Here is a 12,151-nt window from a genome sequence, read left to right on the forward strand (position 1 = left end):
CGTGAAAGCATTTTTTGAAACATTCAACCTGAAATTCAAGTACCCTTTTGCCATTTCCAAAGGCCGCAAGACGCACCAGCCCACCCTGATGGTGGTGCTGGAGCACCTGGGCCGCAACGGCTTCGGCGAGGCCCCGGCGATAACGTACTACGACATCACCGTGGAAAAAATGGTGGAGGACCTGCAGCGTAAAAAGCTCTTTGTCGAAAAGTTCGCCTTTACCGAGCCCGAACGCTACTGGCACTACCTGCACCACCTCTATCCCCAAAATCCCTTCCTGGTCTGCGCCCTCGACATCGCGGGCTGGGACCTGTTCGGCCATATGAAGGGCAAATCCCTGTCGCACTTCTGGAACCCCTCGGGCGCTCCCGCCCCCCTGACCGATTACACCATCGGCATCGACCGGGTGGAGGTGATGGTGGAAAAGCTGAAGGAAAAGCCCTGGCCCGTGTACAAGGTGAAGCTGGGAACCGAAAACGACCTGGAGATCCTCGAAGCCCTGCGCCGCCATACCGACGCACCCTTCCGCGTGGACGCCAACGCGGCCTGGACCCTGGAGGAAGCCCTGGAAAAGATCCCGGTGCTGCAGCAGCTGGGCGTGGAGCTGGTGGAGCAGCCGCTGGCCAAAGACAACTGGGAAGGCATGAAGGTGCTGTACGACCAATCGCCTTTGCCCCTGGTGGCCGATGAAAGCTGCGTGGGAGAGGGGGATGTGGATAAATGCCAAAACTATTTCCACGGCATCAACATCAAGCTGACCAAGTGCAGCGGCATTACGCCGGCCCTGCGGATGATCCGGCGGGCACGGGAGCTGGACCTGAAGGTGATGCTCGGCTGCATGAACGAAAGCACCATCGGCACCGCGGCCATCGCCCACCTGGCGCCCCTGGCCGACTATATCGATGCCGACGGCCCGCTGCTCCTCGAAGAGGACATCGCCACCGGCCTCACCTACGCCAACGGCGTTCTGAAACCTTCTGACGATCCCGGCCTGGGCATCCGCTTTACAGGACTAAAAAGCATGGATTAGGAAATGGGGTATTGGTTAATTGGTTAATTGGGATATTAGGCATTGCTGCCGGGAATGTCTTTCCGGGCAGGGAATCCTCATATCCCAATTAACCAATACCCTATCGTTGCGCGGACTGGCCCCATATTTGCTAAGGGAGGCTCAATTCCTCTCCGTATGCGAAAATTATTTCTCCTGGCACTATCCGTTACCGTTAGTACCTTCTCTTTTTCACAAATGCAGGTTGGCCTTTTTGGCGGCATTTCCAATTACACCGGTGACCTGGCCCGGCGCGTATTTACCCCCAAGCTGGTAAAGCCGGCCATCGGCCTGAACCTGGGATACGAGCTTTCTCCCCGCGTGGTGCTCCGCGGCGGCGTCACCTTCGCCAAGGTGGCCGGCGACGATCGCTACAACAAAGATTACCTGCGGCAGCAGCGCAACCTGAGCTTTCAGTCGCGCATAACCGAATACAGCCTGACCGGTGAGTTCTATACCATGAATTTCGACTATAAGCGCTGGTCGCCCTACGTATTTGCCGGCCTGGCGGTGTACCGCTTCAACCCCTACGCTCAGGATTCGGCCGGCGGCAAGGTGTACCTGCGGCCCCTGGGCACCGAAGGGCAGGGATTGCCGGGCTACAGTCAAAGCCTGGTGTACTCCCGCACCCAGCTGGCGCTTCCCTTTGGCGCAGGGGTGAAGTTCGCCCTCGGCGAGCGCTTCCGCCTGGGCGCCGAACTGGGCCTGCGCAAACTCTTTACCGACTACCTCGACGATGTGAGTAACAACTACGCCGCCGCCCCGGACCTGCTGGCGGCCAAAGGCCCCCAGGCCGTGGAATACGCCTACCGCGGTGACGAGATCCCCGGCGGCAACCCTGCCTATCCCGAAAAAGGCGCCCAACGGGGCAGTGCCAAGCAAAAAGACTGGTACTATTTCACCGGTCTCACCCTGGCCTACCGCTTTTCCCTGCACGGACGGGACCGCTACGGTTGCCCGGCCGTCCAATAACAGGGCGCTCAAGTTCCATTTGAAGGTTTAGCAAATAATTTTTATTATAATAGTTGGAGACCATAAGGCAGTTACCTGCTTTATGGTCTTTTTTTTGCCTCAATCTCCTTTAGGAAGGGTGAATAAGTTGCAATAAACTGCAATAATTTGTAGGATAGCGCAATAATTTGCCGTGTTTTCCTTGCTTCGTACCTCATCCCTTGTACCTCGTACCTTATTATTACCTTAGGTTCCTGTGTTCCTTACATTTTGAAACCCCTGATCATGAAAAAAATCCTTTTCGGCCTGTTGCTGCTCGTAGCCTTCGGGTCGGTCTTTGCGCAAACCCCGGCCAACAATACCTTGCTGTGGCGCATCAGCGGGAAGAACCTGGCGCAGCCATCCTACCTCTTCGGCACCATCCACCTGGTTTGTGCCGATGACCTCGAGCTCAGCGACAGCCTGGTGAACGCCATCCGGCAAAGCGAGCGGGTGTACCTGGAGCTGGACATGGACAACATTTTTGAAATGCTGCAGGCGGTGGGCAAAATGAAAATGCGGGGGGATACCACCCTGGCCGACCTGCTGACGCCGGCCGATTACGACCGGGTGCGGACCTTTTTCGATAAAAAAGGCAGCCTGGTGCCCTTTGCCGTGCTGGAAACCTACAAGCCGATGCTGGCGGCTTCCACCCTCATGCAGAGCTCTTTTGAATGCGAACGGCCGGTGGCCATGGAACAACTGATCATGCAACAGGCGAAAAAATCCCACAAGAAGATCAAGGGACTGGAAAGCATGTCGTACCAGCTCAGCATATTCGACAGCATCCCTTATACCGTACAGGCCAGGGAATTACTTTCCTATATCGACGGCTTCGAAAGCGGCCATGAAGGCAAAGCCACCAAAGAGTACGACGAAATGGTGCTGGCCTACCGCAACCAGCAGCTGGACAAGCTGGAAGCCCTGGTCAAGGTGGAGGAGATCGGTTCGGAGCATTTTACCGACCTGCTGCTGTACAACCGCAACGCCAACTGGGTGAAAAAGCTGGAACAGCTGCTGCCCGAAGCGGCTACCCTGATCGCGGTGGGCGCCGGCCACCTGCCCGGCGACCGGGGCATCATCAACCTTCTCCGCAAAGCCGGCTACAAGGTGGAACCCGTGGAAAACAACATGATCCGCAAGAAGATCAAGGAGATCTAATGGTTGAACGGGGATATTGGGATATTAGGTAATTGGGATATTAGGAATAAAGGGACAGTCGGATCATCACGGCCCAATATCCCAATGAACGCATTCCTTAAAACCTTTTTATGAGCCAGAACTTCCCACAGACCTTACAGATCGCTCATTTCGCCCTGCAGGCCGGCTATGACGCCCTGCCCGGGGACGTCACCCGGCAGCTGAAAAAGCACCTGCTGTATGCCGCCGGCTCGCTCTTTGCTTCCCTGCGGACGCCTTCCGTGCACCGGCTGGCGGGGCAGATCAGGGCCTTTTCCGAAGGCGGTCCCTGCACCGTGCCGCTGCTGGGTGCTACCGCCCCCGACCGGGCCGCCCAATGGTACACGGCCCTCCTGGGGTATAGCGGTTCGGGGGACGATTTCCTGGCAAAAGGCGCTTCCTGCCAGCCCTCCGACAATGCCGGCGCCCTGCTGGCGGCCGCCCACCTGTCCGGGGCCGGCGGCCGCCAATTCCTCACAGCCCTGGCCGTGGCCTACGAGGTGGAATGCCGCCTGGCCACGGAGCTGCCGGCGCCGGACCGGGGCTACGACGACGCCCTCTACCTGGCGGTATCCCTGACCGCCGCCCTGGGCAGGCTGCTGTCCCTGACCCCCGAACAAACCGCCCATGCCCTGGGAATGGCGGCGGCCTCCTTCAACACGCTGGGGATCAGCACCGCCTCCTACACCAATGAGTGGGAAGGACTGTCCGCTTCACTGGTGGCACTCGGCTGCATGAACCTGGTGTTCCTGGCCAAAGAAGGGGTGACCGGCCCGCAGCAGGTGTTTGAAGGGCCCATGGGGCTGAAGGAACTGTTTGGCCGCGAGCTGAAGTATCACTGGGAAAAGGACCATTTTGAGCTGGTGGGCCGGTGCTTTCTGAAAAAATACGGGGCCGATGTACACCTCCAGTCGCTGGTGGAAGCCGTGCTGGCGCTGCGCGGCGGGCTGGGCACTGCCGTGGAGGAGATCGATACCATCGATGTCCGGACCTATTTGACGGCCTACCACCTGGCGGGCGGCGGCGACTTCGGTAACCGCAAGGAAGTATTTACCCCCGAACAGGCCCGGTTCAGCATTCCCTACGTGCTGGCCGTCGCCCTGATCGACGGGGAGGCCGGGCCCGGCCAATTTCTGCCCGAACGCATCAACCGTCCCGATGTGCAGGGACTATTAAAAAAGGTAACGGTGCATACCGCCTCGCTGCTGCACCATCCCTCCAAAATAGCCGGCCTGCTCGATACGTTTACCGAGTCGTACCCCGAGGCCCTGCTGGGCAAGGTGACGATCCGCTTCCGGAATGGCCGGGAAATAACGGAGGAGAAAGAAGATTATCCCGGCTTTTTTACCCGGCCCTTTTCCTGGGAGGAAGTGGCCGGCCGCTTCCGGAATTTATCGGCCCCGTTTTTGGACAGTGACCACCAGCAGCGGATCATTGATGTGATCGCCGACCTGGAGCACAAGGAGATCCGGGAGTTGACCGGCCTCCTGGCCGCTGTCCCGGCGCCGGAAGCAAACAGGTAAACGGTGGGCAGGAGGGCAGGAGCGTACAGGCAGGCAGTTGTATCCAAAAGAAAGTACTTATGATTATCGGCAAGAAAGTTCCCTTCAGCTATGTCTTTAAAAAAATTCAGACCGATTTATTGTTTATCCTGGCGGTGGGGTTGGTCTTTAATTATTTATCGGATGTTTTCGATGCGGTGATCCCCGAAATGCCCATCAGCGTGCCCACCTTCCTGGGTACGGGCATATCGGTGCTGCTGTCCTTTAAAATGAGCCAGTCGTACGACCGGTGGTGGGAGGCCCGTAAGGTGTGGGGCGCTATTGTCAATGACTCGCGCAGCCTGGTGCTGCAACTGCAGACTTTTGTAGGCGGGGGAACAGCCACCCGGCGTATGGCCTACCGGCAAATCGCCTGGTGCCATGCTCTGGGGCAGTCGCTGCGGGGAACCGATCCCATGGCCCGGCTGGAACGTTACCTGGACAGGGAGGAGCTGGAGGTGATTGCCAAACACGCCAACAAGCCACTGGCCATCGTTCAACTGAATGCAGCGGAGCTCAGGGAGCTGAAGAACGGTCCCGGCCTCGATGTGTTTGCCCAGGTGCAGCTGGACAATACCCTGGTCCGCCTGGTGGATGCGATGGGAAAGGCCGAGCGGATCAATTCAACGGTTTTCCCGGTTACCTACCGCCTGTTTCTGCACTATGCCATTTACCTGTTCGTGATCGTACTGAGCGTTGCCCTGCGCAATGTGCAGCCCCTTTTTGAGATCCCCCTGTTGCTGCTGATTTCCTCGGTGTTTTTCCTGCTGGAGAAAACCGCCTACCACCTGCAGGATCCCTTCCGGGGGCGTCCCAGCGACGTGCCCGTAACCGCTATCGCTACCACCATCGAGATCAATATCCGGCAACTGCTGGGAGAGCAGGAGGTGCCCCGGCCCCTGCAGTCCGAAGGTTTTTACGTGTTGTAACGGCATAAAAAAACGGAAGCGGTTGTCCGCTTCCGTTTTTTTCTATGTGTGATCCCGGCGATTAATATTGTTCGAGGCCGGAGAAGAAGAAGTCGCCTTCGATCTTCGCGTTCTCGTCGCTGTCGCTGCCGTGTACGGCGTTCTCACCCAGGGAGGTGGCGAACAGCTTGCGGATGGTGCCTTCGTCGGCTTTGGCCGGGTCGGTGGCGCCGATCAGGGTGCGGAAGTCGGCTACGGCATTGTCTTTCTCCAAAATAGCGGCAATGATCAGCCCGCTGCTCATGAAGTCAACCAGCTCGCCGTAGAAGGGGCGGGCTTTGTGCACGGCGTAAAATTCACCGGCCCGGTCGGAGGACAGCCTGGTTTGTTTCAGGGCCACGATGCGGAAGCCGGCTTTGATGATCTTGTCGAGGATAGCGCCTGCATGACCGTTCTTCATGGCGTCAGGCTTAATCATGGTGAATGTTCTGTTGCTCATTGTGCTTTTGCTTTTTGCTTTTTACGGCGCAAAAGTAGGTGAAAGTTCCAAATTTGCTCATTGCCTGTTGCTGATTGCCCATTTTCTAAACTTTCCGGAAAGCCGAGGGTGTCATGCCTTTTATTTTCAGGAACTGGCGGTTGAAGTTGGCGATGCTGTTGAAGCCCGACTCGTAGCAGATGTCCAGCACGTTCATCTGGGTGGACAGCAGTTGTTTGCAGGCGTAGCCGATGCGGATCTCGTTGACAAAGTCGATATAGGTTTTCTTGGTGCGCTTTTTAAAGTAGTTGCAAAAGGCCGGAACGGTCATGCCCGCGATGCCGGCGATCACCGGCAGCTGGATGGGCTCGCGGAAGTTGTCCATGGTATATTGAAAGATGGCGTCGATCCGTTCCTGGTCGCGGTAGTTCAGCGCCCGGATCTCCTGGGTGGACACGGTCTCGTATTCGCGGGTGCCGGCCAGCAGTGCCAGGCATTCACACAGGCGCACGAGACGCCAGAAGCCCTGTTCGGTTTCCAGCGAGCGGATCAGCGGGTTCAGCTGTTCGCGGGTGGCGCCCGAGATCTTCAGGCCCTGGGCCGAGGTTTCCAGCAGGCGCCGCACCCCCTTGCTCTCGGGCAGCGACAGCAGGTCGCGGCCCCAGAAGTCGTCGCGGAAGTGCACCACCACGGCGCTCGTCACCAGGTCCTCGTGGCTTTTCTGAAAGGTGTGGGGCACGTTGGACCCCAGGAAGAAGATGTCGCCCACCTCGAAGGCGCCTACGTAGTTGCCGATAAAGCTCAGGCCGGCGCCTTCGGTAAACAGGATCAGCTCGTATTCGAGGTGCTGGTGCCAGGGCACCTCGAAATAAGGCGTGCGGTGGGTGCGGGCCACGTAGGAGGTGTTTTCCGTCAGCGGTAATTTCTCAACCAGGGGTTTCATGATACGATATTAAGGAATAATTTTAAAGTATAGCCTGTAGTTTATTAAAATCGTATAAGAATTGATTAAGAAAGTAGCATTGCAATTGTGGGGGGAAATCTAATTTGCAACCACTTTAAAAGTTTGTAGTTCGTGGTTTGTGGTTGGTAATTGGGCGTAGAAGCAGGAACAGGAGTTATTATGGGAGTTTTGCTTATTTATTCCGAAGCTTCCGCGCTCAAGGCAACCACAAACAACCAGCTACAAACCACAAACTTCTAAAAACCGCTTGCCGAACATGTTATTACTAGGAATAGATGTAGGTACTTCTTCCATTAAAGTATCGGTAGTAGATGCCCAAAGCCAACAGTGCCTGGCATCGGCACAATATCCCGACTCGGAAAGTGAGATCAAATCGCTGCAGCCCGGCTGGGCCGAGCAGGCTCCCGGCATGTGGTGGGACCACGTGCAGCAGGCCATCCGGCGCGTCGGTACGTCCGTAAACACCAAAGACATCGGCGCCATCGGCATCGCCTACCAGATGCACGGCCTGGTGGTGGTGGACAAGGACCAGAACGTGCTGCGCGACTCCATCATCTGGTGCGACAGCCGCGCCGTGCCCTACGGCGAAAAAGCCTTCCAGGCCATCGGTTGCGATACCTGCCTGTCTACCCTGCTCAACTCGCCCGGCAACTTTACCGCCGCCAAGCTGGCCTGGGTAAAAGAGGCGGAGCCCCAGGTGTACCAGCAAATCGACAAGGTGATGCTGCCCGGCGACTACATCGCCATGAAGCTGACCGGCGAGGTCACCACCAGCGCCTCGGCCCTGTCGGAAGGCATTTTCTGGGACTTTAAAAAAGACAGCGTTTCCAAAGACGTATTACAGCATTTCGACTTTTCCCCCTCCCTGATCCCGCTGGTAAGCAACGTGTTTGCCGACCACGGGCGTTTAAAGAAGGAGGTCGCCGACCTGCTGGGCCTGACCGAAGGCATCCCCGTGACCTACAAGGCCGGCGACCAGCCCAACAATGCCCTTTCGCTGAACGTGCTGCAGCCCGGCGAGGTAGCCGCCACCGCCGGCACCTCGGGCGTGATCTACGGCGTCAGCGACCAGCTGACCTTCGATAAGGAATCCCGCGTGAACACCTTTGCCCACGTCAACTATACCGGCAGCGACAAGCGCCTGGGCGTGCTGCTGTGCATCAACGGCACCGGCATCCTCAACCGCTGGGTACGCGACACGGTGGCCCCCGGCATCCCTTACGGCCAGATCAACCAGGAAGCCGCTTCGGTGCCGGTCGGCAGCAACGGCCTGCGCATCCTGCCCTTCGGCAACGGCGCCGAGCGCATGCTGAACAACCGGATCCTGGGTGCCCAGGTGCACGGCCTCGACTTCAACGTGCATACCCGCGCCCACCTGTTCCGGGCCGCCCAGGAGGGCATCGCCTTCGCCTTCCGCTACGGCCTCGACATCATGCGCGAGAACGGCATGAACCCCCGCGTGATCCGTGCCGGCAAGGCCAACCTGTTCCTGAGCCCCGTATTTGCCGAGGCCTTCGTCAATGCCACCGGCGTACCCGTGGAGCTGTACCCCTGCGACGGCAGCGTAGGTGCCGCCATCGGTGCGGGCATCGGCGCCAAAGCTTTCAAAAACGAGCAGGAGGCTTTTCGGAACATCAAGCCGCTGCAACTGATCGAACCCACCCAAACCGACGCCTACAACCAGGTGTACGAAGAGTGGAAGCAATTGATAAAATAAGAGTTCCCGTCCCCCCAAACAATCAACAAAAAACAATTAAATAAAACCTACTATGTCAGTTTTATTAGGAGCGAAAGAATATTTCAAAGGTATTGGACAGATCAAGTATGAAGGTCCCGAAAGCGACAACCCGCTGGCGTTCCGCTGGTACGACGAGAACCGGGTAGTGGCCGGCAAAACGCTGAAGGAGCATTTCAAGTTTTCCGGTGCTTACTGGCACTCCTTCGTGGGCGATGGCACCGATCCCTTCGGCGGTCCCACCCATATCCATCCCTGGAACGAGAACGCAGACCCCGTGCAGCGTGCCAAGGACAAGATGGATGCGGCCTTTGAGTTCCTCACCAAGCTGAACCTGCCCTACTACTGTTTCCACGACGTGGACGTGGTGGATTATACCAACAACGTAAATGAGAACGATAAGCGCCTGGCAGCCCTGGTGGAGTATGCCAAGCAAAAGCAACAGGACAGCGGCGTGAAGCTGCTGTGGGGCACCGCCAACCTGTTCTCGCACCGCCGCTACATGAACGGCGCTTCCACCAACCCCGACTTCCTGGTGCTGGCCCATGGCGGCGCACAGGTGAAGGCGGCACTGGACGCCACCATCGCCCTGGGCGGTGAGAACTACGTGTTCTGGGGTGGCCGCGAAGGCTACATGAGCCTGCTGAACACCAACATGAAGCGCGAGAAAGAGCATTTCGCCCGCTTCCTGCATATGGCCAAGGACTATGCCCGCCAGCAAGGCTTTAAAGGCAACTTCTTTATCGAGCCCAAGCCGGCCGAGCCTTCCAAGCACCAGTACGACTTCGACTGCGAAACCGTGATCGGCTTCCTGAACCAGCACGGCCTGCAGAACGATTTTAAGATCAACATCGAAGTGAACCACGCCACCCTGGCCGGCCACACCTTCCAGCACGAGCTGCAGGTGGCTGCCGACGCCGGCATGCTGGGTTCCCTGGATGCCAACCGCGGTGACTACCAGAACGGCTGGGATACCGACCAGTTCCCCAACAACCTCAATGAGATCACCGAAGCCATGCTGATCTTCCTGGAAGCCGGCGGCCTGCAGGGCGGCGGCGTGAACTTCGACGCCAAGATCCGCCGGAACTCCACCGACCACCTCGACCTGTTCTACGCCCACATCGGCGGCATGGACACCTTTGCCCGCGCCCTGATCACGGCCGACAACATCCTGCAAAAGTCGGATTACAAAAAGTTCCGCCAGGAGCGCTACAGCTCCTTCGACAGCGGCAAAGGCCAGGAATTCGCTGCCGGCAAGCTGCGGCTGGAAGACCTGCGTGCCTACGCCATCGAAAACGGCGAACCCGAAGCGCGCAGCGGTCGCCAGGAGTACCTGGAGAACATCATCAACCGCTTCATCTAGTCGATAGACATTCATCCGTAGTTGTTATAAGGAAAGGTCTTTCCTCCCTCCGGGGAGGAAAGACTTTTTTTATGCGACAATGCAGTAAGTTTGATGACTATAAACCGCTATACATGATGTTCAGTCTCCAAAATAAAATCGCAGTTATTACCGGCGCCGGCAGCGGCATCGGCAAGGCCGTGGCGTTGTTATTCGCCCGGCAGAAAGCGCAGGTGCACCTGATCGATATCAACGAAGAGGCCCTGGACGAAACGGCGCAGGAAATCAAGGAAGGCGGCGGCATCGTATCGGTGCACATCGCCAACCTGGTGCAGCAGTCGGTGGTGCAGACGGTTTTCCAGCGCATCGGCGCCCTGGATATCCTGGTGAACAGCGCCGGCATCTCGCATATCGGCAAAGCCGAAACCACCCCGGAGGAAGACTTTGACCGGGTGTTCCAGGTAAACGTAAAAGGCGTGTACAACTGCCTGTACGCCGCCCTGCCGCTGATGAAGGAAAAGGGAGGCGCCATCCTGAACCTGGCCTCCATTGCCAACAACGTGGGACTGCCCGACCGTTTTGCCTACTCCATGAGCAAGGGCGCCGTGGCCGCCATGACCCTTTCGGTGGCCCGCGACTATATCGCCGAAGGCATCCGCTGCAACTGCATTTCCCCGGCCCGCGTGCATACGCCGTTCGTGGACGGCTTTTTGAAAAAGAATTATCCCGGCAGGGAGGACGAAATGTTCGTGCAGCTTTCCCGTACCCAACCCATCGGCCGCATGGCCAAGCCCGAAGAGATCGCCCACCTGGTGCTGTACCTTTGCTCCGATGAAGCTTCCTTTATCACCGGCTGCGATTATCCCATCGATGGCGGCTTTATCAAGCTGAATAATTAGGGAATTTTTTTGATAACTTATCGGACCGCAAGAAGGCGTTCCTAAAAAAAGGCCCTTCGGTTCCTGGTGAACCGAAGGGCCTTTTTTTTAGAATTTCTATCCCGGCTTTCTGTAAAGCTGCCTATTTGCGCAGGTAGGCACTTGCTTTAAAATCCGGAACCAGCACTTCCACCAGGTGGTCCTGGAAGTCGGACCTGGTTTTTTCCTTGGTGACCACCGTGGTTTTCGTGGTGATGGCCTTTTTCTCTTCCTCCTGCTTCATGGTGTCCGATACGGTCTGGAGAAAAGTTTTGTAGATGATTTTGAGATCCAGGAAAAAATTGATGTTGCGGATATAAAACATATCCCACTGGTAACGATGCATCACGTCGTAAATGCTTTTGGTTTCGCCCCGGCAGCCTTTGATCTGGGCGATGCCGGTGATACCGGGTTTTACCAGGTGGCGGGAATTGTATTGGGGTACCAGCTGCGTGAAGTCGTTGCAATCCTGGATCATGTGGGGGCGGGGACCAACGATGCTCATGTCGCCCATGAATACGTTGAAGAACTGGGGCAGTTCGTCTAGGCAGGCCTTGCGCAGGAAGCTGCCCAGGGCCGTAATGCGGGGATCATTCTTCTGCGCCTGCTTGGTATTGGCATGCGCGTTGGTAACCATGCTCCTCAGTTTCAGGCAGTTGAACAGCTTGCCGCCGGCGCCCACGCGTTTTTGGATGAAAAATACCGGGCCTTTCGAATCCAGCCGGATCAGCAGGGCCAGCACGGGAATCAGCCAGGAAAGCAGAAAAAGAATGACCAGCAGCGAAACCACTATATCAAATACGCGTTTGGATCCCAGGTACATTCGGTTGTTCCGCGAAAAACTTTTCAGGGTCATCCGGAACTTTTCGTTCGTAAGCGGTAAATTGTCTGCGTTGTGATAATACATTATAAAAGTTTAGAGCCTGTAGTAGGGTCTTTCGGGAAAAATTCTGCAAAGAAAGACCATTTAATCCTGTTTCAGAAAACAAACAAATGATATTTTTCGAAAACTGATATCAAGCTGTTCGGGTGGTTGACAATCCTGATTT

Annotated in this window: 11 protein-coding genes; 8 read left to right on the forward strand and 3 right to left on the reverse strand. The window is 56.9% G+C overall.

The genetic code is table 11. The features are described from left to right. Position 1: 1 nt before the first annotated feature. From V9K67_RS10740 to V9K67_RS10760, 5 genes are all read left to right on the forward strand, one after another. Positions 2-1,030, forward strand: a complete 1,029-nt coding sequence (locus V9K67_RS10740) for a dipeptide epimerase (RefSeq protein ID WP_336722244.1) — start codon at positions 2-4, stop codon at positions 1,028-1,030. A gap of 156 nt (positions 1,031-1,186) precedes the next feature. After that, positions 1,187-2,020, forward strand: coding sequence for a type IX secretion system protein PorG (gene porG, locus V9K67_RS10745; protein ID WP_336722245.1), 834 nt, complete (start codon positions 1,187-1,189; stop codon positions 2,018-2,020). A gap of 264 nt (positions 2,021-2,284) precedes the next feature. Next, positions 2,285-3,199 (forward strand): TraB/GumN family protein, encoded by a 915-nt coding sequence (locus V9K67_RS10750; RefSeq protein WP_336722246.1) that lies wholly within the window; start codon positions 2,285-2,287, stop codon positions 3,197-3,199. 110 nt (positions 3,200-3,309) lie between these two features. Continuing rightward, complete coding sequence (locus V9K67_RS10755) at positions 3,310-4,740, forward strand: MmgE/PrpD family protein (protein WP_336722248.1); 1,431 nt, start codon at positions 3,310-3,312, stop codon at positions 4,738-4,740. Positions 4,741-4,799: 59 nt separating this feature from the next. Then, entirely contained in the window at positions 4,800-5,687 is an 888-nt protein-coding gene (locus tag V9K67_RS10760; protein ID WP_336722250.1) for a bestrophin family protein, read from the forward strand. 61 nt (positions 5,688-5,748) lie between these two features. Here the strand turns inward: V9K67_RS10760 and V9K67_RS10765 are convergent, their stop codons facing one another. Together V9K67_RS10765 and V9K67_RS10770 are read right to left on the reverse strand one after the other, a co-directional pair. After that, positions 5,749-6,165, reverse strand: a complete 417-nt coding sequence (locus V9K67_RS10765; protein WP_336722251.1) for a nucleoside-diphosphate kinase — start codon at positions 6,163-6,165, stop codon at positions 5,749-5,751. Positions 6,166-6,250: 85 nt separating this feature from the next. Then, a complete protein-coding gene (locus V9K67_RS10770) occupies positions 6,251-7,087 on the reverse strand; it encodes an AraC family transcriptional regulator (RefSeq protein ID WP_336722253.1) in 837 nt (278 codons plus the stop codon). A 277-nt stretch (positions 7,088-7,364) separates the two neighbouring features. On the opposite strand from V9K67_RS10770, the gene V9K67_RS10775 reads away from it, so the two are divergent. The 3 genes from V9K67_RS10775 to V9K67_RS10785 all read left to right on the forward strand — a co-directional run bounded on the left by V9K67_RS10775 (position 7,365) and on the right by V9K67_RS10785 (position 11,084). Then, positions 7,365-8,825 carry a xylulokinase gene (locus tag V9K67_RS10775; RefSeq protein ID WP_336722255.1) on the forward strand — a complete coding sequence of 487 codons (1,461 nt, stop codon included), beginning with the start codon at positions 7,365-7,367 and terminating at the stop codon, positions 8,823-8,825. A 52-nt stretch (positions 8,826-8,877) separates the two neighbouring features. Next, positions 8,878-10,206, forward strand: coding sequence for a xylose isomerase (xylA, locus tag V9K67_RS10780; RefSeq protein ID WP_336722256.1), 1,329 nt, complete (start codon positions 8,878-8,880; stop codon positions 10,204-10,206). A 116-nt stretch (positions 10,207-10,322) separates the two neighbouring features. Next, complete coding sequence (locus V9K67_RS10785; protein WP_414696768.1) at positions 10,323-11,084, forward strand: SDR family NAD(P)-dependent oxidoreductase; 762 nt, start codon at positions 10,323-10,325, stop codon at positions 11,082-11,084. 121 nt (positions 11,085-11,205) lie between these two features. Here the strand turns inward: V9K67_RS10785 and V9K67_RS10790 are convergent, their stop codons facing one another. Continuing rightward, positions 11,206-12,009: a sugar transferase gene (locus V9K67_RS10790; RefSeq protein ID WP_336722258.1), complete on the reverse strand. Its 804-nt coding sequence runs from the start codon at positions 12,007-12,009 to the stop codon at positions 11,206-11,208. Positions 12,010-12,151 lie beyond the last annotated feature (142 nt).

The organism is Huijunlia imazamoxiresistens, from assembly GCF_037132455.1.
In the GTDB taxonomy this organism is placed as follows: Bacteria; Bacteroidota; Bacteroidia; order Chitinophagales; family Chitinophagaceae; genus Flavisolibacter; species Flavisolibacter imazamoxiresistens.

Excerpts from the sequence above, each read along its gene's own strand:
- porG (WP_336722245.1), top strand. The coding sequence starts at position 1,187 with ATGCGAAAATTATTTCTCCTGGCACTATCCGTTACCGTTAGTACCTTC.
- V9K67_RS10750 (WP_336722246.1), top strand. The coding sequence starts at position 2,285 with ATGAAAAAAATCCTTTTCGGCCTGTTGCTGCTCGTAGCCTTCGGGTCG.
- V9K67_RS10755 (WP_336722248.1), top strand. The coding sequence starts at position 3,310 with ATGAGCCAGAACTTCCCACAGACCTTACAGATCGCTCATTTCGCCCTG.
- V9K67_RS10760 (WP_336722250.1), top strand. The coding sequence starts at position 4,800 with ATGATTATCGGCAAGAAAGTTCCCTTCAGCTATGTCTTTAAAAAAATT.
- V9K67_RS10765 (WP_336722251.1), bottom strand. The coding sequence starts at position 6,165 with ATGAGCAACAGAACATTCACCATGATTAAGCCTGACGCCATGAAGAAC.
- V9K67_RS10770 (WP_336722253.1), bottom strand. The coding sequence starts at position 7,087 with ATGAAACCCCTGGTTGAGAAATTACCGCTGACGGAAAACACCTCCTAC.
- V9K67_RS10775 (WP_336722255.1), top strand. The coding sequence starts at position 7,365 with ATGTTATTACTAGGAATAGATGTAGGTACTTCTTCCATTAAAGTATCG.
- xylA (WP_336722256.1), top strand. The coding sequence starts at position 8,878 with ATGTCAGTTTTATTAGGAGCGAAAGAATATTTCAAAGGTATTGGACAG.
- V9K67_RS10785 (WP_414696768.1), top strand. The coding sequence starts at position 10,323 with ATGTTCAGTCTCCAAAATAAAATCGCAGTTATTACCGGCGCCGGCAGC.
- V9K67_RS10790 (WP_336722258.1), bottom strand. The coding sequence starts at position 12,009 with ATGTATTATCACAACGCAGACAATTTACCGCTTACGAACGAAAAGTTC.